The sequence below is a fragment of the Pseudomonas fluorescens group sp. PF-1 genome, from assembly GCF_054481335.1.
On the sequence record NZ_JBTMNG010000002.1, the window covers coordinates 715,987 to 740,659 of the forward strand.

General features: G+C 59.6%; 22 protein-coding genes. 19 read left to right on the forward strand and 3 right to left on the reverse strand.

Annotation, left to right across the window (positions count from 1 at the left end; genetic code table 11):
- The first annotated feature begins 255 nt into the window (after positions 1 to 255).
- From gltB to gspM, 15 genes are all read left to right on the forward strand, one after another.
- Positions 256 to 4,701 (forward strand): glutamate synthase large subunit, encoded by a 4,446-nt coding sequence (gltB, locus tag ACX3YD_RS18020; RefSeq protein WP_103404480.1) that lies wholly within the window; start codon positions 256 to 258, stop codon positions 4,699 to 4,701.
- Between the two features lie 33 nt (positions 4,702 to 4,734).
- A complete protein-coding gene (locus ACX3YD_RS18025; protein WP_103404481.1) occupies positions 4,735 to 6,153 on the forward strand; it encodes an FAD-dependent oxidoreductase in 1,419 nt (472 codons plus the stop codon).
- A 248-nt stretch (positions 6,154 to 6,401) separates the two neighbouring features.
- Complete coding sequence (hemE, locus tag ACX3YD_RS18030; protein WP_047536484.1) at positions 6,402 to 7,469, forward strand: uroporphyrinogen decarboxylase; 1,068 nt, start codon at positions 6,402 to 6,404, stop codon at positions 7,467 to 7,469.
- A 295-nt stretch (positions 7,470 to 7,764) separates the two neighbouring features.
- Positions 7,765 to 9,231, forward strand: a complete 1,467-nt coding sequence (gene gbpA / locus ACX3YD_RS18035) for an N-acetylglucosamine-binding protein GbpA (protein ID WP_458960648.1) — start codon at positions 7,765 to 7,767, stop codon at positions 9,229 to 9,231.
- A 96-nt stretch (positions 9,232 to 9,327) separates the two neighbouring features.
- Positions 9,328 to 9,858, forward strand: a complete 531-nt coding sequence (locus ACX3YD_RS18040; RefSeq protein WP_458962059.1) for a type II secretion system protein N — start codon at positions 9,328 to 9,330, stop codon at positions 9,856 to 9,858.
- Between the two features lie 8 nt (positions 9,859 to 9,866).
- A complete protein-coding gene (gene gspD / locus ACX3YD_RS18045; RefSeq protein WP_458960649.1) occupies positions 9,867 to 11,792 on the forward strand; it encodes a type II secretion system secretin GspD in 1,926 nt (641 codons plus the stop codon).
- Positions 11,789 to 13,270, forward strand: a complete 1,482-nt coding sequence (gspE, locus tag ACX3YD_RS18050) for a type II secretion system ATPase GspE (protein WP_458960650.1) — start codon at positions 11,789 to 11,791, stop codon at positions 13,268 to 13,270. The genes gspD and gspE overlap by 4 nt, the downstream gene beginning before the upstream one ends.
- A gap of 3 nt (positions 13,271 to 13,273) precedes the next feature.
- Positions 13,274 to 14,482: a type II secretion system inner membrane protein GspF gene (gene gspF, locus ACX3YD_RS18055; RefSeq protein WP_458960651.1), complete on the forward strand. Its 1,209-nt coding sequence runs from the start codon at positions 13,274 to 13,276 to the stop codon at positions 14,480 to 14,482.
- Between the two features lie 2 nt (positions 14,483 to 14,484).
- On the forward strand, positions 14,485 to 14,934 hold the full coding sequence (gene gspG, locus ACX3YD_RS18060) for a type II secretion system major pseudopilin GspG (RefSeq protein ID WP_103404488.1): 450 nt from the start codon (positions 14,485 to 14,487) through the stop codon (positions 14,932 to 14,934).
- Positions 14,935 to 14,937: 3 nt separating this feature from the next.
- Positions 14,938 to 15,405 (forward strand): type II secretion system minor pseudopilin GspH, encoded by a 468-nt coding sequence (gene gspH, locus ACX3YD_RS18065; protein WP_047536498.1) that lies wholly within the window; start codon positions 14,938 to 14,940, stop codon positions 15,403 to 15,405.
- A complete protein-coding gene (gene gspI / locus ACX3YD_RS18070; RefSeq protein ID WP_458960652.1) occupies positions 15,398 to 15,781 on the forward strand; it encodes a type II secretion system minor pseudopilin GspI in 384 nt (127 codons plus the stop codon). Before gspH ends, gspI begins: the two co-directional genes overlap by 8 nt.
- Positions 15,774 to 16,316, forward strand: a complete 543-nt coding sequence (gene gspJ / locus ACX3YD_RS18075; RefSeq protein WP_458960653.1) for a type II secretion system minor pseudopilin GspJ — start codon at positions 15,774 to 15,776, stop codon at positions 16,314 to 16,316. Before gspI ends, gspJ begins: the two co-directional genes overlap by 8 nt.
- The gene (locus ACX3YD_RS18080; RefSeq protein WP_458960654.1) at positions 16,313 to 17,161 is read left to right on the forward strand and encodes a type II secretion system protein GspK; all 849 of its coding nucleotides are present in this window, start codon (positions 16,313 to 16,315) and stop codon (positions 17,159 to 17,161) included. The genes gspJ and ACX3YD_RS18080 overlap by 4 nt, the downstream gene beginning before the upstream one ends.
- Positions 17,158 to 18,264: a type II secretion system protein GspL gene (gene gspL / locus ACX3YD_RS18085; protein WP_458960655.1), complete on the forward strand. Its 1,107-nt coding sequence runs from the start codon at positions 17,158 to 17,160 to the stop codon at positions 18,262 to 18,264. The genes ACX3YD_RS18080 and gspL overlap by 4 nt, the downstream gene beginning before the upstream one ends.
- A complete protein-coding gene (gene gspM, locus ACX3YD_RS18090) occupies positions 18,261 to 18,719 on the forward strand; it encodes a type II secretion system protein GspM (protein WP_458960656.1) in 459 nt (152 codons plus the stop codon). Before gspL ends, gspM begins: the two co-directional genes overlap by 4 nt.
- Here gspM and ACX3YD_RS18095 read toward each other — a convergent pair.
- The gene (locus tag ACX3YD_RS18095) at positions 18,712 to 19,992 is read right to left on the reverse strand and encodes an MFS transporter (RefSeq protein WP_047536509.1); all 1,281 of its coding nucleotides are present in this window, start codon (positions 19,990 to 19,992) and stop codon (positions 18,712 to 18,714) included. The two genes, gspM and ACX3YD_RS18095, sit on opposite strands and share 8 nt — an antisense overlap.
- A gap of 119 nt (positions 19,993 to 20,111) precedes the next feature.
- Between ACX3YD_RS18095 and ACX3YD_RS18100 the strand changes: the two genes are divergently transcribed.
- Together ACX3YD_RS18100 and ACX3YD_RS18105 are read left to right on the forward strand one after the other, a co-directional pair.
- Positions 20,112 to 21,014: a LysR family transcriptional regulator gene (locus tag ACX3YD_RS18100; protein ID WP_103404494.1), complete on the forward strand. Its 903-nt coding sequence runs from the start codon at positions 20,112 to 20,114 to the stop codon at positions 21,012 to 21,014.
- A gap of 482 nt (positions 21,015 to 21,496) precedes the next feature.
- Positions 21,497 to 21,760: a DUF6124 family protein gene (locus ACX3YD_RS18105; RefSeq protein ID WP_103404495.1), complete on the forward strand. Its 264-nt coding sequence runs from the start codon at positions 21,497 to 21,499 to the stop codon at positions 21,758 to 21,760.
- Between the two features lie 261 nt (positions 21,761 to 22,021).
- Here ACX3YD_RS18105 and ACX3YD_RS18110 read toward each other — a convergent pair whose 3' ends face one another.
- Together ACX3YD_RS18110 and ACX3YD_RS18115 are read right to left on the reverse strand one after the other, a co-directional pair.
- Positions 22,022 to 22,276 carry a hypothetical protein gene (locus tag ACX3YD_RS18110; RefSeq protein ID WP_458960657.1) on the reverse strand — a complete coding sequence of 85 codons (255 nt, stop codon included), beginning with the start codon at positions 22,274 to 22,276 and terminating at the stop codon, positions 22,022 to 22,024.
- Positions 22,277 to 22,313: 37 nt separating this feature from the next.
- Positions 22,314 to 22,688 (reverse strand): DUF6124 family protein, encoded by a 375-nt coding sequence (locus ACX3YD_RS18115; protein WP_458960658.1) that lies wholly within the window; start codon positions 22,686 to 22,688, stop codon positions 22,314 to 22,316.
- 416 nt (positions 22,689 to 23,104) lie between these two features.
- Here ACX3YD_RS18115 and ACX3YD_RS18120 point away from each other — a divergent pair, with 416 nt between their 5' ends.
- Both ACX3YD_RS18120 and ACX3YD_RS18125 read left to right on the forward strand, forming a co-directional pair.
- Positions 23,105 to 23,701 carry a helix-turn-helix transcriptional regulator gene (locus tag ACX3YD_RS18120; protein WP_458960659.1) on the forward strand — a complete coding sequence of 199 codons (597 nt, stop codon included), beginning with the start codon at positions 23,105 to 23,107 and terminating at the stop codon, positions 23,699 to 23,701.
- Entirely contained in the window at positions 23,694 to 24,584 is an 891-nt protein-coding gene (locus ACX3YD_RS18125; RefSeq protein WP_458960660.1) for a queuosine precursor transporter, read from the forward strand. The genes ACX3YD_RS18120 and ACX3YD_RS18125 overlap by 8 nt, the downstream gene beginning before the upstream one ends.
- Positions 24,585 to 24,673: the final 89 nt, after the last annotated feature.

A 24,673-nucleotide genomic window follows, 5' to 3' on the forward strand; every position in this document is an offset into this window, starting at 1 on the left:
GTCACAGTAGTCTTTGAGTCGTTGCGGTCAAGATTAAAAAAAGTTTTGACTAGCACAGCAGATCGCTTTAAACCTTTCACAAATGCGACATGAATTTGCGACATTTCGTCGTCAAATTTGTGAGGCCAAGTGACGGTGTGTACAATGACCTCCCTTTTGCCCCCGCAAAGCCGGCGTACGTTCGGCGTGGATGGTAAGTGGTTGAATTAAAAAGAAATTTGCCTCGATAAGAGGCAGCCTGGTGAGAAAGTGTCTATGAAAGCAGGTCTGTACCAACCAGATGAATTCAAGGATAACTGCGGTTTCGGCCTGATAGCTCATATGCAGGGCGAGCCCAGTCATACCCTTTTGCAAACGGCCATCGAGGCCCTGACCTGCATGACCCACCGCGGTGGGATTAATGCCGACGGCAAGACCGGTGACGGTTGCGGTCTGCTGATTCAAAAGCCGGACGTGTTCCTGCGAGCCATCGCCCAGGAAACGTTCGGCGTCGAACTGCCCAAGCAATATGCCGTGGGCATGGTCTTCTTCAACCAGGACCCGGTCAAAGCCGAAGCCGCTCGCGAGAACATGAACCGCGAGATCCTGGCCGCCGGCCTGCAGTTGGTCGGCTGGCGCAAAGTGCCGATTGATACCAGCGTCCTCGGCCGCCTGGCCCTTGAGCGCCTGCCGCAGATCGAGCAGGTGTACATCGGCGGTGAAGGCCTGAGCGACCAGGACATGGCCGTCAAGCTGTTCACTTCCCGTCGTCGCTCGTCCGTGGCCAACGCCGCCGACGTCGATCACTACGTCTGCAGCTTTTCCCACAAGACCATCATTTATAAAGGCCTGATGATGCCGGCGGACTTGACCGCCTTCTATCCAGACCTGAGCGATGAGCGCCTGCAAACCTCGATTTGCGTGTTCCACCAGCGCTTCTCCACCAACACCCTGCCGAAATGGCCGCTGGCTCAACCGTTCCGCTTCCTGGCGCACAACGGCGAGATCAACACCATCACCGGCAACCGCAACTGGGCCGTGGCCCGTCGCACCAAGTTCACCAACGATTTGATGGACCTGGAAGAGCTCGGCCCGCTGGTCAACCGCGTCGGTTCCGACTCCTCCAGCATGGACAACATGCTCGAGCTGATGGTCACCGGTGGCATCGACCTGTTCCGTGGCGTGCGGATGATCATTCCGCCTGCGTGGCAGAACGTCGAGACCATGGACCCGGATCTGCGTGCGTTCTATGAGTACAACTCGATGCACATGGAGCCGTGGGACGGCCCGGCCGGCGTGGTCATGACCGATGGTCGCTACGCGGTGTGCCTGCTCGACCGTAACGGTCTGCGTCCGGCGCGTTGGGTCACCACCAAGAACGGCTTCATCACCCTGGCTTCGGAAATCGGCGTCTGGAACTACCAGCCTGAAGACGTGATCGCCAAGGGCCGTGTGGGCCCTGGCCAGATCTTTGCCGTGGACACCGAAACCGGTCAGATCCTCGACACCGATGCCATCGACAACCGCCTGAAGTCTCGTCATCCGTACAAGCAATGGCTGCGCAAGAACGCCCTGCGCATCCAGGCGACCATGGAAGACAACGACCACGGTTCGGCGTTCTACGACGTCGACCAGCTCAAGCAATACATGAAGATGTACCAGGTCACGTTCGAAGAGCGCGACCAGGTGCTGCGTCCGCTCGGCGAGCAAGGCTACGAAGCCGTGGGCTCCATGGGCGACGATACGCCGATGGCCGTGCTGTCCCAGCGCGTGCGCACGCCGTACGACTATTTCCGCCAGCAGTTCGCGCAGGTGACCAACCCGCCGATCGACCCGTTGCGTGAAGCCATCGTCATGTCGCTGGAAATCTGCCTCGGTGCCGAGCGCAACATTTTCCAGGAGTCGCCGGAACACGCCTCGCGCGTGATCCTCAGCTCGCCGGTCATTTCCCCGGCCAAGTGGCGTTCGCTGATGAACCTCGATCGTCCGGGCTTCGAGCGCGCGATCATCGATCTGAACTACGACGAAAGCGTCGGCCTCGAAGCGGCGATCCGCAACGTTGCCGATCAGGCTGAAGAAGCCGTGCGCGCCGGTCGTACCCAGGTCGTGCTGAGTGACCGTCACATCGCCCCGGGCAAACTGCCGATCCACGCTTCCCTGGCCACCGGCGCGGTGCACCATCGCCTGACCGAAAAAGGCCTGCGTTGCGACTCCAACATCCTGGTGGAAACCGCGACAGCGCGTGACCCGCATCACTTCGCCGTGTTGATCGGTTTCGGTGCCTCTGCCGTTTATCCGTTCCTGGCTTACGAAGTGCTGGGTGACCTGATCCGTACCGGTGAAGTGCTGGGCGACCTCTACGAGGTGTTCAAGAACTACCGTAAAGGCATCACCAAGGGCTTGCTCAAGATCCTCTCGAAGATGGGTATCTCGACCATCACGTCGTACCGTGGCGCGCAGTTGTTCGAAGCCATCGGCCTGTCCGAGGAAGTCTGCAACCTGAGCTTCCGTGGCGTGCCAAGCCGCATCAAGGGTGCGCGTTTCGTCGACATCGAAGCCGAGCAGAAAGCCCTGGCCACCGAAGCCTGGAGCCCGCGCAAGCCGATCCAGCAAGGCGGCCTGCTGAAGTTCGTCCACGGTGGCGAATATCACGCGTACAACCCGGACGTGGTCAACACCCTGCAAGCCGCCGTGCAACAGGGTGACTACAGCAAGTTCAAGGAATACACGTCGCTGGTGGACAACCGCCCGGTGTCGATGATCCGCGACCTGCTGAAAGTCAAAACCCTCGACACGCCGCTGGACATCAGCGAGATCGAACCGCTGGAATCGGTGCTCAAGCGCTTTGACTCCGCCGGTATCTCCCTGGGCGCCCTGTCGCCGGAAGCTCACGAAGCCCTGGCCGAAGCCATGAACCGCCTCGGTGCGCGTTCCAACTCCGGTGAAGGCGGCGAAGACCCGGCGCGCTACGGCACCATCAAGAGCTCGAAAATCAAGCAGGTTGCCACTGGCCGTTTTGGCGTGACCCCGGAATACCTGGTCAATGCCGAAGTGCTGCAGATCAAGGTCGCCCAGGGCGCCAAGCCGGGCGAGGGCGGTCAACTGCCAGGCGGCAAGGTCAACGGTCTGATCGCCAAGCTGCGTTATGCAGTGCCGGGCGTGACCCTGATTTCGCCGCCGCCGCACCACGACATCTACTCGATCGAAGACTTGTCGCAGCTGATTTTCGACCTGAAACAAGTCAACCCGAAAGCGCTGGTCTCGGTGAAGCTGGTAGCAGAAGCGGGCGTCGGCACCATCGCTGCCGGTGTGGCCAAGGCCTACGCGGACTTGATCACCATCTCCGGCTACGACGGCGGGACCGGTGCGTCGCCGCTGACTTCGATCAAATACGCGGGCGCCCCGTGGGAACTCGGCCTGGCCGAAACCCACCAGACCCTGCGTGGCAACGATCTGCGCGGCAAAGTTCGGGTACAGACCGACGGCGGCCTGAAAACCGGCCTCGACGTGATCAAGGCTGCCATCCTCGGCGCTGAAAGCTTCGGCTTCGGCACCGCGCCGATGATCGCCCTGGGCTGCAAATACCTGCGCATCTGCCACTTGAACAACTGCGCTACCGGCGTTGCGACCCAGAACGAGAAGCTGCGCAAGGATCACTACATCGGCACCGTCGACATGGTGGTGAACTTCTTCACCTACGTCGCCGAAGAAACCCGTGAGTGGCTGGCCAAGCTGGGTGTGCGCTCCCTCGAAGAGCTGATCGGCCGTACCGATCTGCTGGAAATCATCGAAGGACAGACCGCCAAGCAGCATCACCTGGACCTGACCCCGTTGCTGGGCAGCGATCACGTGCCGGCGGACAAGCCACAGTTCTGCGGCGTGGACCGTAACCCGCCGTTCGACAAGGGCCTGCTGGCCGAGAAAATGGTCGACATGGCCACCTCGGCGATCAACGACCTGAGCGGCGCCGAATTCGCCCTGGATATCTGCAACTGCGACCGTTCCATCGGCGCGCGGATCTCCGGCGAAATCGCCCGCAAGCACGGCAACCAAGGCATGGCGAATGCGCCGATCACGTTCCGTTTCAAAGGGACTGCCGGTCAGAGCTTCGGCGTGTGGAACGCCGGTGGTCTGAACATGTACCTGGAAGGCGATGCCAACGACTACGTCGGCAAGGGCATGACCGGTGGCAAGCTGGTCATCGTTCCGCCGAAGGGCAGCGTCTACAAGACTCAGGACAGTGCCATCATCGGCAACACCTGCCTGTACGGCGCCACGGGCGGCAAGCTGTTCGCCGCCGGCACCGCGGGTGAGCGTTTCGCCGTGCGTAACTCCGGTGCCCACACCGTCGTGGAAGGCACTGGCGATCACTGCTGCGAGTACATGACCGGTGGTTTCGTCTGTGTTCTGGGCAAGACCGGTTACAACTTCGGCTCAGGCATGACCGGTGGTTTCGCCTACGTGCTCGACCAGGACAACACCTTCGTTGACCGGGTCAACCACGAACTGGTGGAAATCCAGCGGATCAGCGGCGAGGCGATGGAAGCCTACCGTAGCCACTTGCAGCGCGTGCTGAACGAGTACGTCGAGGAAACCGACAGCGAGTGGGGTCGTGAGCTCGCCGAAAACCTCGACGATTACGTGCGCCGTTTCTGGCTGGTCAAGCCCAAGGCTGCCTCCCTGAAATCGTTGCTTTCCAGCACCCGTGCCAACCCGCAGTGATATGCGCCTGAAGAGTTTGATGAGGTTTTAACAATGGCTGAACGTCTGAATAATGACTTCCAGTTCATCGAGGTCGGGCGCAAGGATCCGAAGAAGAAACTGTTGCGTCAACGCAAGAAAGAGTTCGTGGAAATCTACGAACCGTTCAAACCCCAGCAGTCGGCCGACCAGGCCCACCGCTGCCTGGGTTGCGGTAACCCGTATTGCGAATGGAAGTGCCCGGTGCACAACTTCATTCCCAACTGGCTGAAACTGGTGGCCGAGGGCAACATCCTCCAGGCCGCCGAGCTGTCGCACCAGACCAACACCCTGCCGGAAGTCTGCGGCCGGGTGTGCCCGCAGGATCGTCTGTGCGAGGGTGCCTGCACCCTTAACGACGGTTTCGGCGCGGTCACCATCGGTTCGGTGGAGAAGTACATCACCGACACCGCGTTCGCCATGGGCTGGCGTCCGGACATGTCCAAGGTCAAGCCGACCGGCAAGCGCGTCGCGATCATCGGTGCGGGCCCGGCGGGCCTGGGTTGTGCCGACGTGCTGGTGCGCGGTGGCGTGACCCCGGTGGTGTTCGACAAGAACCCGGAAATCGGCGGTCTGCTGACCTTCGGCATCCCCGAGTTCAAGCTGGAAAAGACCGTGTTGAGCAATCGCCGCGAAGTCTTCACCGGCATGGGTATCCAGTTCCGCCTCAACACCGAGGTGGGCAAGGACATCACCATGGAGCAACTGCTCGAAGAATACGATGCGGTCTTCATGGGCATGGGCACCTACACCTACATGAAGGGCGGCTTTGCCGGTGAGGACCTGCCGGGTGTGTACGACGCACTGGACTTCCTGATCGCCAACGTCAACCGCAACCTGGGCTTTGAAAAGTCGCCGGAAGATTTCGTCGACATGAAAGGCAAGAAGGTCGTGGTACTGGGTGGTGGTGACACGGCGATGGACTGCAACCGTACGTCGATCCGCCAGGGCGCCAAGTCGGTGACCTGTGCTTATCGCCGCGACGAAGCCAACATGCCGGGCTCGCGCAAAGAGGTGAAGAACGCCAAGGAAGAAGGCGTGAAATTCCTCTACAACCGCCAGCCGATCGCCATCGTCGGCGAAGACAAGGTCGAAGGCGTGAAAGTGGTCGAGACCCGTCTCGGCGAACCGGACGCCCGCGGCCGTCGCAGCCCTGAGCCGATCCCGGGTTCCGAAGAGATCATCCCGGCCGATGCCGTGGTCATCGCCTTCGGTTTCCGTCCGAGCCCGGCGCCGTGGTTCGAACAGTTCAGCATCCAGACCGACAGCCAGGGCCGCGTTGTCGCGCCTGAGCAGGGTCAGTACAAGCACCAGACCAGCAACCCGAAGATCTTCGCCGGTGGCGACATGGTCCGCGGTTCCGACCTGGTGGTGACGGCGATCTTCGAAGGCCGTAATGCGGCTGAAGGGATCCTGGATTACCTGGGCGTCTAACCCGCGTCCAACTGGCTGCAACGCAATACCTGTGGGAGCTGGCTTGCCAGCGATAGCAGCACCTCGGTCTACCTGACAAACCGAGGTGTCTGCATCGCCGGCAAGCCAGCTCCCACAGTGTTTTGTGCTGCTGCAAAACCTGCATTTCACCGCGACAAATTGACCCGATAGACAAAAGGCTGACCTGCATCCGTGCCTTTTGCGCCCGGCTCTGAGAAAATGCCCGCACTTTTTTTCCGGATGCCGACATGACTGCCCTGAAGAACGACCGTTTCCTCCGCGCCCTGCTCAAGCAACCCGTAGACGTCACTCCCGTGTGGATGATGCGTCAGGCCGGTCGCTACCTGCCGGAATACCGCGCCAGCCGAGCCAAGGCCGGCGATTTCATGAGCCTGTGCATGAACCCGTCGTTCGCTTGTGAAGTCACGATGCAGCCGCTTGATCGTTATCCACAACTGGATGCGGCGATCCTCTTTTCCGACATCCTGACCATCCCCGATGCCATGGGCCAAGGCCTGTACTTTGAAACCGGCGAAGGTCCACGTTTCAAAAAAGTTGTCAGCACCCTGGCCGACATCGAAGCCTTGCCGATTCCCGATCCGCAGAAAGACCTTGGCTACGTAATGGACGCGGTCAGCACCATCCGCCGCGAACTGAACGGCCGGGTGCCGCTGATCGGCTTCTCCGGCAGCCCGTGGACCCTGGCCACCTACATGGTCGAAGGCGGCTCGTCGAAAGACTTCCGCAAGACCAAAGCCATGCTCTACGACAACCCGCAAGCCATGCACCTGCTGCTGGACAAGCTCGCGCAGTCGGTCACCAGCTACCTCAACGGCCAGATCATGGCCGGTGCGCAAGCGGTGCAGATCTTCGACACCTGGGGCGGCAACCTCTCTGCGGCGGCCTATCAGGAGTTCTCCCTGGCCTACATGCGCAAAATCGTCAGCGGACTGATCCGCGAGCACGAAGGTCGCAAGGTGCCGGTGATCCTGTTCACCAAGAACGGCGGCCTGTGGCTGGAAAGCATCGCCGACGCCGGTGCTGATGCACTGGGCCTGGACTGGACATGCGACATCGGCAACGCCCGTGAGCGTGTCGGCAGCAAAGTCGCGCTGCAGGGCAACATGGACCCGACCGTGCTTTACGCCAAGCCAGAAGCGATCCGCACTGAAGTCGGGCGCATTCTCGCCAGCTACGGCAAAGGCAGTGGTCACGTGTTCAACCTCGGTCACGGCATCACGCCGGAAGTCGACCCGGAACACGCGGGTGCCTTCCTGCGCGCGGTGCATGAGTTGTCGGCGCAGTATCACGAGTAACTGATTCTGCAATGATCAGAAGCCTGTCCGGCCTGGTGCCGGACAGGCTTTTTTTATGTCTTTCAACTTCGTGTTTAGTCGAGGGGGAGCTTCTTGTAAGAAGTTTTTCATTTCTTGTCGGATGTAGGCGCATAGAGACTGATCCTGCGGTAAGCAGAGATTTTCCCTACATAGAAAACGAATTTATCCAAGTAAGGTTTCGGACCCTTGCGCAGCCCCTCGCTGAGCAATGTCGCAAAAATCGGCGCCCGTTCTGCGCGTCTTGATCTTCGATAAGTAGTCTGGAATTCATTTGATGAAAAATACGTCTTATAAGGGAAGTGCGTTCGCTGCCTGCACCTCCTCAATGATCCTGTTATCGGCAATGTTGGCATCCCAAAGTGCTTCCGCTCACGGTTATCTGGAAGTACCGCCTTCGCGCGCACTGGCTTGCCAGAAAGGCTTGAACACCAACTGTGGCGGCGCGCAATACGAACCACAAAGCGTCGGCGAAACCTTCAAGGGCTTTCCGGCCGGTGTCGGTGGTGCGCCTTTGCAAGGACCGGTCGACGGCAAGATCCCGAGTGGTGGCCACTCGCTGTTCTCCGCCCTGGACGCTCAGTCCGCCACGCGTTGGCACCTGACGGAAATCAAGGACCGCAACATCGATTTCCAGTGGCGCTACACGGCTGTGCACCCGGCCACCAAGCATGAATACTTCATTACCCGCAACAACTGGAACCCGAACGAAGCGCTCAAACGCGCCACCTTCGAAAGCACGCCGTTCTGCACCATCGACGGCGGCAATCAGAAGCCGGAGTCCGGCGCCAAGCACAACTGCAACATCCCCGCGGACAAAAACGGTCACCACGTAATTCTGGCGATCTGGACCGTCGGTGATACCGATGCGGCGTTTTACAACGCGGCGGACGTGAACATCATTGCCGAGCCTGAGTTGCCGGGCGGCTGGTCTTCCGTGGGCGGCATCGCGCCTTCGACCCAGTTGCTGGCGGGTGACAAGGTCAAGGCCCGTGCCTTCTCCGCCAACGGCGAGAGCTCGAACTACAGCGTTGAAATCTCCATCGATAACGCCGAAGAAGGTTCGCCAAACAATTGGTCGTTCAAGCTGGCCGAAGCCATCAACAAGGCTCACACCCTGGTCCGGGCTGGCGTTCGCGATGAAAACGGAACCATTGAGCCGGTCAAGGGCAACAACAGCCTGTATGCGCAGAAAGAAAGTGGCGTAATCCGCTACGAAGTGCAGCTGGACATGAGGGAAGACGCTGCCGCGCGCATGGCGGTGGCGGCCCAGCAACCGGAATACGTTCTGGACAAAGGCCAGGCCAAGGTCGAGTTCAGCATGATTGCCAACCGCAAGATGAACGTCGAGGCGACCCTGCACGACGAGCACAACAAGCTGGTCGGATCCACCTCGGCACAGGTCGACAGCGGCTCGACATCGCTGACCCTGGATGTGCGCAGCAACCCGGGCAAACACACCCTGACGCTGGTCGGCACCACCCTGGATGGCCGCACCACTCGCCAGGACACCCAGGCCACCCAACTGACCGGTGATGGCGCCGGTGCCGACTATGACTTCGTGTTCCCGGAAGGCATCAGCGACTACACCGCCGGCACCAAAGTGCTGCAGCCAAAGACCAACGAAGTCTTTGAATGCAAGCCGTTCCCGGAATCGGGCTACTGCAAGCAATACAGCCCGACCGCCAACGGCTATGAGCCGGGTGTCGGTGCGCACTGGCACATGGCGTGGAACAAGCTCTAAGTCCCGCCGCAGTACTTCAGGCGACCTCTTGAGGGTCGTCTGAAGGCGAACTCTTCTGTTGGATAATCAAGTGAACCAGTCGTGACGTTTTCACTGATGACGGTTACCCGTTTCGGCTTACGCCTGCGCAACGTTGGCCTGCTGATTTTGCCGCTGGGCTACAGCGTGTTTCTGGCGTGGCAGGAGTGGCGCTTTCGTGAATTCTTCGTTCGTCCCCCCCTGACAGTGACCACTGTAACGGCTGCCCCCGCCACCCTGCGTGACACTCTCGATGCCACGGCAGTGGCCACCGTGCTTGGCCTGACGACACAAACCGCGCTGCTTGCCAGTGCCGAACCGCTGACCTTGCAAGCGAGCTTTGTCGTCAGCAGCGGTTTATCCCGTGCCTTGCTGACCGATGCCCAAGGCCCACGCATGTATCAAGTGGGCGAACGCTTGCCCGGTGGCAGTGTTCTGCGCCGCGTCGAGGCCAATCAAGTGGTGTTGTGGAACAAGGGACGAGAGGAGCGATTGACGCTGCAACCACCTGTCGCGCATTTCCTGCGCCCAGTCGAATCCCCTGTCGATGCACGACCTCCCGTTATTTCTACGCGTTATCTACGCCCGATTATCGGGCCGTCAGAGTGATCAAACCCATGAACAGTTTCACTGGCGCGCAAGCCTTGCGCTCCATGTTTCTCTTTGTCGCTTTGGCGATCGTGCCTCTTCCCGGCGCACTTCCGGCCGCGGAAGAAAAGTGGCAGCTGGCGATGAACAACGCCGAGCTGCGCGACATTGTCGAAGAGATCTCCTCCATTCTCGGCACCACCGTGGTGCTTGATCCCAGGGTTTCCGGGCGTATCACCGTGATGTCCCGGCAGGCCCTCGACCGTGAGGGCGTTCGCCGGTTGTTCTACTCGGTGTTGGACGCCCACAACTTCACGGTGATCGACGAGGGTGACCGGATCCTGATCACGCCAGTGACCGACGCCAAGACCCGCGCCAGCGGCTCGGCGAAAAATGCCACGGCCTCGCAATTCGTCACCCGGGTCATCGAGCTGAACACCAGCAGCGCCAACGATATTGCCGGTCTGGTCCGGCCTTTGGTGTCGGCCAACGGCTATGTCGGGCCTTCGGCGTCTGCCAATGCGCTGGTGATCACGGACACGACCGCCAATGTGCAACGAATTACCCAAGTGGTGCGGCAACTGGATGCCGGAAAGAACAGCCTGCATGCGGTGGTTCAACTGCGTCATGCCCAGGCCAGCGACGTGGCTCCGGTGATGGAGGCCTCTCTGGGCAAACGGACTGCCGATACGCCGATCCAGGTGCTGGCGGATACCCGAACCAATCGTCTGATTCTCATTGGCCCGGCTGCCGTCCGCCAACGCTTGGCGGGCCTGGCCCGTCGTCTCGACATCCCTGCCACCGAGTTGCCTGACAACGCCCGGGTGATCCGCCTGCGCCACAGCGATGCCAGGCAATTGGCGGAGATTCTGGAAACCATGGGCCAGGGCCGCAAAGCTGCACCGACCCTGAGCGGCAGCAAGGAAACGGCCGCCAGTGCGACATTCATGATCAAGGCCGATGAAAGCCAGAACGCGCTGGTGTTGATCGCCGAGCCGGCGCAGGTCAGGACCATCGAAAGCATCGTGCGCCAGTTGGATCAGCCGCGAGCGCAGGTGTTGATCCATGCGGCCATCGTCGAAATTTCCGGCGACATCGCCGAAGCCGTGGGTGTGCAGTGGGGCCTGAACACCGATGACGCCAAAGGCTTCATCAACTTCCCCGGCACCGACATTCCCATTGTCGGCGGCCTGACGTTCGACGAGAAAAAATCGGCACCCGAAGGTGCGCTGTTGCGTCTGGGAGGCGACCGTTTCGGCGCATTGATTTCGGCGCTGGCCAGCAACACCCGCAGTAACCTCTTGTCCACGCCGAGCCTGTTGACCCTGGACAACCAGGAAGCGGAAATCATCGTCGGCCAGAACGTACCGTTCAAAACCGGTTCCTACGCCACCAACAGCAGCGGCGCGGATAACCCGTTCACCACGGTCGAACGCAAGGATGTGGGCATCAGCCTGAAGATCAAGCCGTACATCAATGAAGGCTCGACCTTGCGCCTGGAGGTCGAGCAGGAAGTCTCGGACATCGCGCCCTCGGTATCGGGCATCGACTCTTCGGACCTGATCACCAACAAACGAGCGCTCAAGAGCACCATCCTCGCCGACGACGGCGAAATCATCGTGATTGGCGGCCTGATCCGCGACAGCGTGCGCACCCAGAAAAGCGGTGTGCCGCTGCTGCGCGACATTCCCTATCTCGGCGCACTGTTCCGCTGGAACCGGGAAACCCAGACCAAAAGCAACCTGATGGTGTTTTTGCGACCGACCATCGTGCGCAGCAAGGAGGACCTGGTCCAGGTCAGCCAGCAGCGTTACAACGCGCTGCATGACTTGAGTCAGCGAGGGGCGCAGGGCAACAACTCATTGCTGCTGCCGGCCGATGCGCGTCAGTTGTTCGAGCCGGGTTCCGACGCGCCACTGTTCGATCTGCGCAAGCCAGCGACGAGTGCGCCATGACCGGCGTGAGCGATGTCTGCGAGCTGCTGCCGTTCGGGTTCGCCCGGCGTTTCGGTGTCTTGCTGGAGCGTGACGGTGACCAGTGGGGGCTGGCGCTGCGTGCCGATACGCCGCTCACCGCGCTGGCCGAAGCACAGCGGCTATGCGGTCGGGAACTGCCGCTGCGGCTGTTGCCAGCGCCGGTATTTGCCGCACGTCTGGCAGCGGCGTACCGCGAAGGTCAGAGCGCGGCAGAGCAGGTCGCTCAAGGGCTGGATGAGGACCTGGACTTGCTCAGTCTGGTGGATCAGGTGCCGCAAACCGCCGACTTGCTGGAACAGCAGGGCGATGCGCCGATCATTCGCCTGATCAACGCGCTGCTCAGCGAAGCGGTACGCGAACAGGCCTCGGATGTGCACCTGGAAACCTTCGAGCAGTACCTGTCGGTGCGCATGCGCGTCGATGGGCAATTGCGCGAAATGCTCCGGCCACGGCGTGAACTGGCGACCCTGCTGGTGTCGCGGATCAAGGTCATGGCGCGGCTGGATATCGCTGAAAAGCGCGTACCCCAGGATGGCCGCATGGCCCTGCGGCTGGCCGGGCATGAAGTGGACGTGCGGGTCTCGACCCTGCCATCGGCGCACGGTGAACGAGTGGTATTGCGCCTGCTCGACAAGCAGGCCGGGCGCCTCGAATTGCAGCGTCTGGGCATGCCGGAAGGGACCCTGGCGGACCTGCGCGAACTGCTCGGCAAACCCCACGGCATCCTGCTGGTCACCGGGCCGACGGGCTCCGGCAAGACCACCAGTCTGTACGCCGCGTTGAGCAGCCTGAACGACCAGACGCGCAACATCCTCACCGTCGAAGACCCCATCGAATATCACCTGCCGGGAGTCGGCCAGATGCCGGTCAATCCGAAGGTGGACATGACCTTTGCCCGTGGTTTGCGGGCGATCCTGCGCCAGGACCCGGACGTGGTGATGGTCGGCGAAATCCGTGATCGCGAGACGGCGGAAATCGCCGTGCAGGCCTCGCTCACCGGTCATCTTGTGCTCTCGACCTTGCACACCAACAGCGCGGTCGGCGCGGTCACGCGGCTGGTGGACATGGGCGTTGACGCCTACCTGCTGGCTTCTTCGCTGGTGGGCATTCTGGCCCAACGCCTGCTGCGCACCCTGTGTCCACATTGCAAGGCGCCTTACAGCGCAGATACAGCCACCCGCCAGCGGTTGGGGCATGACGCGACGGCGCCTTTACAACTGTTCCGGGCCATGGGTTGTGACCAGTGCCAGCACGGTTATCGCGGGCGCATCGGCATCTACGAATTGATCAGTGTGACGCCGGCCATTTCTGCGCTGATTCATCAGGGGGGCAGCGAACAGGCGTTGCTCGGCGAGGCGCGCAAGGCATCGCACAGCCTGTTTCAGGACGGTCGGCAACGGGTGATCGACGGCTTGACCAGCCTCGACGAGTTACTGCGTGTGACTCGGGAGGACTAAGGCATGCCGACATTCGACTACCGCGCCGACGACGCCCAGGGCCGCCGCTGCAAGGGGCGGCTTGAGGCTGACAGCCCTCGACATGCCCGGCAGCTGTTACGCGAGCGCGGCTTGTGGCCCCGTGACGTGAGCGAGATCCGGGTGACTGCCGGCACCAAGACCTCGTTTGGCACCGGTCGTTTGAGTGCCGCCGACCTGGCGTTGCTGACACTGCAACTGTCTACCTTGGTCCAGGCCGGTCTGCCGCTGGAGGAAGCCCTCGATGCGGTGGCCAAACAGAGTGCCAAACGTCGGGTGGCCGGCCTGTTGTCGGCCGTCCGGAGCCGAGTGATGGAGGGCCATGCGCTGGCCATGGCCTTGGCCCGGTTCCCCAAGGACTTCCCCGAACTGTTCCGCGCCACCGTCGCCGCGGGGGAGCGCTCCGGTCATTTGGGCCATGTGCTGGAGCAACTGGCCGCCTATACCCAGGCGCGTCAGGCCTCGCGGCAAAAGATCCAGATGGCCTTGGTGTACCCGGCGATTCTGATGCTGGCCAGCGTGGTGATCGTCGGTTTTCTGCTCGGTTACGTGGTGCCGGACGTGGTGAAGATTTTTGTCGACAGCGGTCAGGCACTGCCGTGGCTGACCCGAGCGCTGATCAGTGCCAGCGAGGGGCTGCGCAGCCATGGCCTGATGTTGCTCGGCGTGATCGCGATGGTGGTGGGTGTCTGGCGCTGGAGCCTGCGTCAGCCGACCTGGCAGCTGCGCTGGCATCGCCTGATGCTGAACCTGCCGGTGATCGGCGAAGTGCTGCGGGCGATGGAGGCCGCGCGGTTCGCCAGCACCCTGGCCATCCTCGGCAAAAGTGCGGTGCCGCTGGTCGACGCCCTGGAAATCGCCGCCGCCGTCATCGGCAACCTGACCATCCGCGCACGCATGGCCGACGTGGCCCGCTCGGTCCGCGAAGGCGGGACTCTGACCCGTGGCCTGGAACTGAGCGGTGACATCCCGCCGATGATGCTGCACATGATCGCCAGTGGCGAACGAGCCGGCGAACTCGACCGCATGCTGGCCCGCGCCGCCGAACAACAGGAAAGCAGCCTGGAAGCGCGCATCGCCCTGGTGGTGAGCCTGTTCGAACCGGCCATGCTCGTGCTGATGGGTGGCGTCGTGCTGCTCATTGTGCTGGCCATCCTGCTCCCGATTCTCAGCCTCAACCAATTGGTGAATTGACCTTGAACGCCCTACATCGCAGAACATCCCAGCGCGGTTTTACCCTGATCGAAATCATGGTGGTGGTGGTCATCATCGGCATACTCGGGGCCATCGTGGTGCCGCAGTTCATGAGCCGCCCCGACCAGGCCAAAGTCACCGCCGCCAAAGTCGATATCCAGGCCATTGCCACGGCCCTGGAAATGTATCGCCTCGACAACTTCCAGTATCCCTCGACCCAGCAGGGCCTGGAGGCCTTGGTCAAACGTCCGTCCGGGCTCCCGGCGGCGCGCAACTGGAACCCTCAGGGCTACTTGAAAAGTCTGCCTGTCGATCCGTGGAACACGCCCTATCAGTACCTCAACCCCGGCGTGAAATCGGCCAATGGCGGCTATGACTTGTACTCCCTGGGTTCCGACGGCGTGGTCGGTGGCGAAGGGCATGGGGCAGACATCGGCAACTGGGGTGGTTGAACCATGCCACGTCGCTGCAGGGGGTTTACCTTGCTGGAATTAATGATCGTGATCGTGTTAATCGGCGTGCTGGTGGGCATGGTGAGTTTCGCCACCGGCATGAACCCGGCGCGTCAGGCCAGGCAGGAAGCGGATGCGCTCGCGGGCATGATTGGACAGCTACGCCAGCAGGCGGTGCTCGAAAGCCAGGAGCATGGTGTGCGTCTGAGTACCGACGGCTACCGGGCGATGCGGCTCGGTGTGCGCGGCTGGGAACCCGTGTCGTCGTTTCATCGATGGCCCGACCATCTGCGCCTGCGCCTGAAACACGATGGTTATTCCGTGAGCCTCGGCGCCGACGAAGGCCCTCCGCAATTGCTGATGCTCAGCAGCGATGAAACCAGCACCTTCACCCTGACGTTCGAGACCCGGGGCAGGGACTGGTTGAGCCTGTCCAGCGACGGTATCAGTGAGGTGGTGATCGATGGCTAGACCGTCGATCCTGCCTCGCATGGAAGGATTCACCCTGCTGGAAATCATGGTGGCCCTGGCGATATTCGCCACCCTGGCGACGGCCGTTCTGTCAGCGAGCCAATACGTCGTGAAGCAGGCTGCAGTGGTGGAAGAGCGCCTGATCGCGGCGTGGGTGGCGGACAACGCGTTGACCGAATGGCACCTGCAATCCACGCCGGCCATAGGGCCGCAACAGCGGCTTGTGCACATGGATCGGCGTGACTGGGTCGTGCGTCAGCGCGCCCGCAACGGCAGCGACCCGCGTCTGCTCGAAGTCGATGTCGAGGTCAGCCTTGCCGGTCGCGAGCAGGTGCTGCACCGCGCCAGTGGCTGGATACTCAATCGCCATGAATAGGCAGGCCGGGTTCACCTTGCTGGAGTTGGTGATCGCCTTGGCGATCTTCGCCCTGTTGGGGTTGGCCAGCTGGACGCTGTTCGACGCAGTGGTGCGTGTTCAGTGCAGCACCATGACCCACGAAGGTGAATTCAGGCGTCTGCAACGCGCCGTGGCGGTGATCGAGCGCGATCTGCTGCACGTCACCGAACAGCCGATCATGCTCGAGCAAACACAGCTGCAATGGCAGCGCGGCAACTGGCGCAACCCGCTGGATCAAGCGCGCAGCGAACGACAAACGCTGACCTATCGCCTCGACAACGGCGTGTTGTGGCGTGACAGTCGAGCCGAAGGCACGCCGATCGAGCAGCGGCAAAAACTGCTCGATGATGTCCGGCACTTGAGCTGGCGCCTGTTCGATCGCCAGGCCGGTTGGCGCAGCGATTGGCCGACCGGCCAGGCGGCCGATACCCCGCTGGCGCTGGAAGTGCAACTGTCGACAGGTCGTTTCGAGTCGATTCGGCGGGTGGTGTTGTTGCCGGGGGCCTGGCCATGAAGACGAGCCAGCGTGGCATGGCCTTGATCAGTGTCTTGCTGGTCATGAGCCTGGCCCTGTTGATCATCGGCGGGGTGCTGCGCAGCCATCGGCTGTTGCTGCAAAGCAGCGCTCAGCAGTTGCAGCAGATGCACTTGAAGCAACTCGCACTGGCCAATGAAACCTGGACGTTACTGCGGTTGCAGGACGCCGGGCAAACGGCAGGGAGCCCGGTCGATCTGACTCAGGATTGGGCAACAGTCCGTGGTTACGAGGTTGAAGACACGCAAGTACGGGTAGCGGTCGAGGACCTGGCCGGGCGTTTCAACGTCAATGCCCTGTTGATTCAGGGTCAGATTGATCAGGTCACGCTCAATCGCTGGCATCGCCTGCTGGAATTGCTCGAATTGCCCGCACTGCCATTGGCGCAGGTGGGCGCGTTGCGAGAAACGAGTCAACTGCGCCTGTTGCCGGGTGTCGACGGTGAACGGCTGCGTCGGCTGGAACCTTGGGTCGCGACGTTGCCCAAAGACGCCGCGCTGAACATCAATACGGCCCCGGAAGTAGTCTTGCGTTCAATCGACGGCCTCGACGCGGCAACGGTAACCGCGTTGCTGCGCCAGCGCTCGATAACGCCTTGGCCGAGCGTTCAGGCCTTCACCCAAGACCCGATGCTTGAAGGTTTGGGCTTGAGCAGCCATGGCCTGGGCATTGATAGCCGCTGGTACCGGATCACGGTCCAGGTGACCCAGGGGCAAAGCCGTTTGCGCCTGGCCACCGATGTCGAACGCGATCCTAAAACACGCCAACTGAAGATCCTGCAACGGCGTGTGCTGCCGTCGAATCCCCACGAGAGAATTCCATGAAAACCTGGCTCTACCTGACGGCCGAAGGCCTGGCCGCGCCGTCGCACGACTGGCCCAGTTGTGTGTGGTCGTCGACCGGCCAACGACAGATCATGCCGCTGAACCAGGCGGCGCCGGAACTGAAGGGGCAAGCCGTCGACCTGTTGTTGCCCATGGAACTCTGCAGCTGGGTGCGCAGCGAGCCCTGGCCCTCCAGGCGTCGACCTGCCGCCCAAGCCATCGCCTTCGCCGTTGAAGAGCAGTTGGGTGAATCCCTGGAAAAGCTGCACCTGAGCATCGGCGCTCGCGACCCGCAAGGGCGTTATCCGGTGATGGTGATTAACCGCGAACGCTTCACCGCCGTGCTTCAGCTGTTGAAGGAGGCGGGCATCGAAGTGCGTTCGGTCTTCGTCGATGCGGACTGGTTGCCGCAAGACCAGGCGCTCGGCGTCTGGTGGTTCGGTCGCTGGATGCTCGGCGGCGGTTTGTCCGCTCGTCTGACGTTGGCGGAGGATGGACTGACACTGCTCAAACCGGGGCTGCCCCTTGATATCCAGTGGCGTGACGAGCGACAGGAGATGGCCGATGCGGATCAATGGCTAACCCAGGCATCGCCACAGGCGATCAATCTGCTGCACGGTGATTTTGCCCGGCAGCGCAAACGTCTGCCTTGGCGCCTGGGTGGGTTGGCGTTGGCGCTGCTGTTGGCGCTGAACTGGGTCGCCAGCGAAGCGCGAATCCACTTTCTCGAAAGCCAGGGTCGTGAGCTCCACGGCCGCAACGAACAGCAGTTCAAGGCGCTGTACCCGGAACAGACACGCATCGTCGACCTGGCGGCCCAGCTCGGTGCCCTGCAAAACCAGGGCACGAAGCCACAGGTCAGCCGTATCGCCGGCCTGGTCAATCTGGTCGAGCAAGTCATTGGCGCCAGTCCGGTCGAAGTCCAGCGCATCGAGTTTCGCCAGGGTGACGGCTGGAAAATCCAGCTGACCGCCAACAGCTTTGCCGAGCTGGAGTTGCTGCGCGAGCGTGGGCGGCAACAGGGAACGCCCGTGCGCATCGACAACGCGAGCAAGAACCAAAACGGTGTCCAGGCAACCCTGACCGTGGAGCAAGAGGCATGAAGCCACACGAGCTTAAAGCAGCGACGTTACGACGCTGGGCGCGTCTGTCCATTCGAGAGCAGCGGCTGCTTGGGGGGCTGGGTGTGTTTGTCCTGAGTGTCGCGGCGTTCAGTCTGCTCTGGCAGCCGACGCAACAACGACTGATGACGGCCGAGCGTCAGTATCAACAACAGCTGGCGCTGGCGGCCCGACTGCAACAGGCGCGACCTTCCAGCCATCGGCCAACACCGGTCGATCAGCCCCTGTCGTTGCGCATCAGCGAAAGCGCGGCCACGGCGGGGCTTGAGTTGCAACGGATGGACAGCGACAACGACCTGCTGCGCCTGACCGTCAGCGGCGACGCCATGACATTGCTGCCATGGCTGGACCGCATCGAACGTGACGGTATTGCGCTGCAATCGCTGACCCTGGAAAAGCGCGACGCCGTGCTGGAGGCGCGAATGGTGCTCAGATAGTCGCGCCGGTGCCCGGCAACGGCGGCAACTTCGCCAGCTTCAGCGCGACCAGCAGCGCCACCAACAGCAGCCCGCCGATGAACAAACCGATACCGTTCCAGCCGCCCAGGTGCCAAAACACCCCGCCCGCCGTGCCGGCAATGCTCGATCCGGCGTAGTAGCTGAACAGGTACAACGACGATGCCTGGCCCTTGGCCTTGGTGGCGCGGCGGCCGATCCAGCTGCTGGCCACGGAGTGGGCGGCGAAGAAACCGAAAGTGAACACCAGCATGCCGAAGATCACCAGCGGCAGCGCGGTGAACATCGTCAGGGCAAGACCGGCGAGCATCAGCACGATGGTGCTCCAGAGCACCTTGCGCCGGCCGAGTTTGTCGGCCAGCGAGCCGATTTTCGCCGAACTGTAGATACCCGACAGGTACACCACCGACAGCAGCCCGACGAAGGCTTGCTCCATGTGGTACGGCTCGGCCAGCAGCCGATAGCCGATGTAGTTGAACAGCGTGACGAACGCGCCCATCAACACGAAGGCTTCGAGAAACAGCAGCGGCAGGCCAGCGTCGCGAAAGTGCATGGTGAAGCCATCGAGCAGGCTGCGCGGGTGCAACGAGCGGGCGCGGAAGTTGCGCGATTCCGGGAGGATTTTCCAGAACACCGCCGCCGCAATCAGTGCCAGGCCGCCGATCACCAGCATGGCCGTGTGCCAACTGACGAAGTCGATCAACACCCCGGTAATCAGTCGCCCGCTCATCCCGCCGATGGCGTTGCCGCCGATGTACAGGCCCATCGCCAGGCCGATGTGATGCGGGTGAATTTCTTCGCTCAGGTAGGTCATGGCCACCGCCGCCAAACCACTCAGCGACAAGCCGATCAACGCGCGCATCAGCAACACGCCGTGCCAGCTCGGCATCATCGAACTGGCAATGGTGCACAGCGCGGCGGCGAACAACGCCGCCACCATTACCGGTTTACGCCCGACGCGGTCTGACAGGGGGCCGGTGATCAGCAGGCCGATGGCGAGCATGCCAGTGGCCACCGACAGGATCAGGCTGCTCTGCGCCGCGTTGATCGAGTACTCGTGGGACAACAGCGGCATCATCGGCTGCACGCAGTACAGCAGGGCAAAGGTCGCGAAGCCGCCGCAGAACAGCGCCAGCACCGTGCGCATGAATGCCGGCGTGCCTTTTTCGATGTAGATCTCCTTGAGTTCAGCGACGACATCGTCCTGTACGGCAGGTGGAACCTCATGGGCAAGAGGGGCGACAGCAGTTTTCACGTTGGACCTCGCAGGGGCGCAGCCGGTCAGGCAATGAAAAAAGCATATAGCTGGCTAATGATTCAATCCAATATATTGTTCGACCTGTTTGATAGCTTTTACGACCTAATGGAAACCCCATGGAATTGCGTCATCTACGCTACTTCATCGCCGTCGCCGAAGAACTGCATTTTGGCCGCGCCGCCCAAGTGCTGGGCATCTCGCAGCCACCGCTGAGCCAGCAGATTCAGGCGCTGGAACAGGAGGTCGGAGCGCGGCTATTCGAACGTACCAATCGTCGGGTCGAGCTGAGCGAGGCCGGTCGACTGTTTCTCGAAGAGGCGCGGCTGGTGCTGGCCCAGGTCGACAAAGCGGCAGATGTCGCCCGCCGGGCCCAGTTGGGTGAGTTGGGTGAATTGAAGATCGGTTTCACCTCGTCGGCACCGTTCAACTCGACCATTCCCCAGGCGATTTTCTCGTTTCGCCAGCGTTTCCCAGCGGTGCACCTGAACCTGCGGGAAATGAGCAGCACCCAAGTGGCCGATGCGCTGGTGGACGAATCGATCGAGGTCGGCATCATGCGGCCATTGGGCCTGCCGGACTCCCTCAGCGTGGTGGAGTTGATGCGCGAGCCACTGGTGGCGGTGCTCAGCGCCAAGCACCCGTTGGTCAAGGACAGTGAAGAAGGTTTGTTCCTGTCAGCCCTGGCTCTGGAGCCTTTCGTATTTTTCCCGCGCAGTTACGGCAGTGGCCTGTACGCACAACTTCTCAGCCTGGCCCGCGACGCCGGCTTCAGCCCGCACTTCGCCCAAGAGGCCGGCGAGGCGATGACCATCATCGGCTTGGTGGCGGCTGGTTTGGGCGTGTCGGTGTTGCCGGCGTCCTACCAGCGAATGCGCATCGATGGCGTGGTCTATCGACCGTTGCTCGACCCGGCGGCGGTATCGGCGGTGTGGCTGGTGCAGCGCAAGGATCAGAAATCGCCGATGGCGAGGGCGTTTGTGGAGTTGTTGACGAGGAAGGTTGAGCCGTTGAAATCGTGACGGTGTGAACACAATATTCCCTGTAGGAGCGAGCTTGCTCGCGATGGACTAAAGAACACCGCGTGCATCCAGGAAGCACGTGTCATCGTTAAGGACCATCGCGAGCAAGCTCGCTCCTACAGATCAGATTTTTCGCCGCTGCCCGTGGGACATTTCTGAACTACCCAGAATAGGCTACAGCGCCTTGCGACGTTGCCTGCAACTACCCCAGAATCCGCCGGCTTGTGCGCTTCGGGGGGCATCATTAACTTGATCGGCGTCACTGATGGTCAGTGATCGGGTTTAGTAGCCCGTTCCGAAGTAAGCGCATTAGCGCTCCTGATAGGCAGGTATTCCCGTACCTGCCCTTGATGGCAGCCGTGCGCAGGGCGTCTTCGGGCGCGCCGGGGTACATCGGCCGGTCTACTAACCTGCGTACAGCTGCCACCCTTTTGATCAGTCGCGATGAGGTGTCGGCCCGATCTGCTACAGGACGCTCAATCATGACCGATTCAGAACATTCACCGGACACCGGTCCGCACGCGCCACACCGGCCGAGCAGCATCTTCCTCATCGACCCCGCTATCGACAACCACACCCTGCTGGAACACGCCTGTGTGTCCCTGGCCTCCGCCAACGTGATGGCCATGGATTTCGCCAGGAACCTGAAGGGGTCGCAGAGCGACACCCTGGTGGGGATCCAGCAATTGATCATGCTGGGAGAGCTGGCGGTCAATCGGGTGCTGAATACACTCGATCCGCCATAAACCATTGTAGGAGCGAGCCCTGCTCGCGATGGACGTCAACGATAACGCGTGGTGCCTGAATGACCGCGGCGTTCGGACGTCTTTCGCGAGCAGGGCTCGCTCCTACAAAGAAAGATATTGCTTACGCCCAGCGCTTGAATATCAACGAAGTATTCACCCCACCAAACGCAAAATTGTTGTTCATCACGTACTGGTTGCTCATCTGCCGAAACTCGCCGCGCAGGTAGTTCAGCTTGCCGCAGTGCGTGACGCCCCGTTTTTCTACGCCGAAAGCTGCCCCCGTAACCGTCGCCCGACGACATCCATCAAATCACAGCCATCGCGCAGTGATGTCACCAACACACGCGCCAGTTCACTGTGAACACCCTCGCTGGATGCAAAGCTTTCCAGCAGTTGAGTTGCGGTACGAATGCGGTAAGCCGCGGTTTCGTGCAGCACGTCCAGTGGTGCTTGGGTGTCGATCAGCAACGATGGGATGGTGCAGTCGATGCCAGTGACAGGCATGTATCTATCCATGACAAGAAATCTCCATTGGGTAAAAAAACGCGACGACTCAGCGATGGCTGTTTGGCGATTTTTCAGGCAAGCCGCCGGGTGGGTCGAGATTGTCCAGCGCTCGGTTGACTAACAGTTCGGCTAGTACAGCCATCTGCTGAATCGCCAGCGCAACGTTGCGGCGAGAGCTTTCGAGTTCGCAGGCGAGGTCAGTGCTCATGACGTTAAGCGAGGCCAGGGTCTCACAGGCATGGCAGAGCAGGGATATCGTGTCCACATCCGGGACGATGGTGAATACCTGGCTGACCGGGTCCGGATGCTTTGGATTGCGCAGGCGGGCGCTAACGAGAGGTTCGGTAATTTCCGAGAGCTTGGAAATATCGACTGTTTCGAAAGCTGAAGGATCAGGCGAGTTTTGGGTGGGTTTTTTCATGGCGGTGCTCCTTGCAAAAAGTGAAGTGCGAATCCAATCCCGTCAATCAGCCATGGTTTTTAGTTATGCATGAATTAACGGAGTGGAGGATTTATTACCAGAAAATTCAGATTTGTTAATCAAATAAATGAACATCTGTGTAAATAAATGCTTCATTTTTTATGCTTGGAAGTGACTTCTTTGATTCTGTAAGTAGTTTCGCTATTGGTCTTAATGGGTTGTAGGAAATATCCTTTAATCAGGTAGGTCGAGCCTGTCAGCTTGTTCTTGCAATGCTTTCGTGAAACATTATTTGACGGTTGTTTGCTGCGCTTGCAATATTATTTTTGTACGGCGGACGGGCGTGTAGATGCTGGTCCCTCACAAAATTTACCTCTGTAGGTATTTTGTCCTGGCGATAAAGTGGTGTTGATTTAATGTTGAAAAAAGAAAAAACGGAAAGGTTGAAGAGTAATATCAAGTACTTGATAAAAAGTCGTGGAGAGACACAGCTGTCTTTGTGCAATTCCAGTGGTTTGACCAGAACGACCATCTATAACATTCTGGAAGGGAGAGTTGTCAATGTTCAACAGTCTACCATTCGCAAAATTTCCGACTTTTTTGGTGTGTCTTATCATGAAATAGAGACGGTTGATTTTGAAGAGAGGGAGATTGTAGAAAGCAGTATTTCACTTCATGGGAATATGAATCCGGCGGCAGTTCCCATAATTAAAGAAAGTTTGCTTGTTCAAAATATGGACAAGAGAATCGGCGAGCTCGCTGCAACTCATCCATTGACTTATTATTTTGGAGTTGCTTGTAATTTAATTGGAGTTCTTTTGGAGAGTAAAATTAGCGAGGTGAATGGTCCAGGTGATCTTTTGATAGTGAAAAAAGGACCTTCGAATGATGGTAGGGAAGTGTTGGCATACGATGAGTCGACAAAAAAGTTATTTTTAACTGGCGGCGCTTGTTTTGACAGTGATGCTATTCGCGTTGTGGGTGAGGTAATAGAGGAAAGATTTAATGGGTGACTCTTCTGTGAGTAATAAATACAAGTTGTTGGGGTTTGAGAATAACAAGGGCTTGGCTGCGATTATGATAGTCTCCACGGGGAAAATAATTAAGGTAAAGCTTGGTGATTTGCTGAAGAGTGAGATGCTTGATGATTTAAGTAGGGTTGAAGTTAAGGGTGTATATAGGAAATTTTATTCTGGTGGGGCGGTATTAACTGCGTATGAAGTCAGTGATCGTCATGAACGGTCCTGGATGACTTATGTTGCTCTAAATTTAATGTTGTTTGCTATTTATATTTTTACTAACGTCGCTGCAACAAAGCTTGTCTATTTGGAATATTTTGATGTTGTTGTGACGCCCGGTGTTTTTCTCTATCCCTTAACTTTTTTAATTGTTGATCTATTGAACGAGTCGTATGGGCTTAAACTTGCAAGGCGAGCTATATTTTTTGCCTTTGTAAGTAATGCATTTATTCTTCTTTTGCTAACCCTCAGTAGCTATCTCCCCGGATTACCCAGTTGGAAGCTTGATGTACCTTATGGTGAGGTTATCAGCCATGTATCGTCTGCGTTGATAGCCTCATCCGTATCCTTTCTTTTTTCTGAATATGTAAATTCTTATTTGTTGTGTAAGATAAAGGAGTTGACTAGTTCAAGATTTTTATTTTTGCGAGTGTTTTTTAGTACCTTTTTTGCTGTAATAATAGATAGTTTTATTTTTTGCTTTATTGCGTTTTATGGCACGATGGAAACCAATGATATTTTGAATATTATTTACATTCAGATAGCGATAAAGATGTGTTTTGCTGTGTTCAATGTATTGCCCGCGTATGGCGCAAGGTCGTTATTTAATAAGTATGTAGCAGGAGGTCACGTTGCATCGAGTGGAGGTGCAGCTTAAAGATCTGAGTCGGGTGCTGAATACACTCGATCCACCCTGAACATGCGGGGAAGCGAAAACCTTTGTAGGAACGAGCCGCCCGGAGCCGG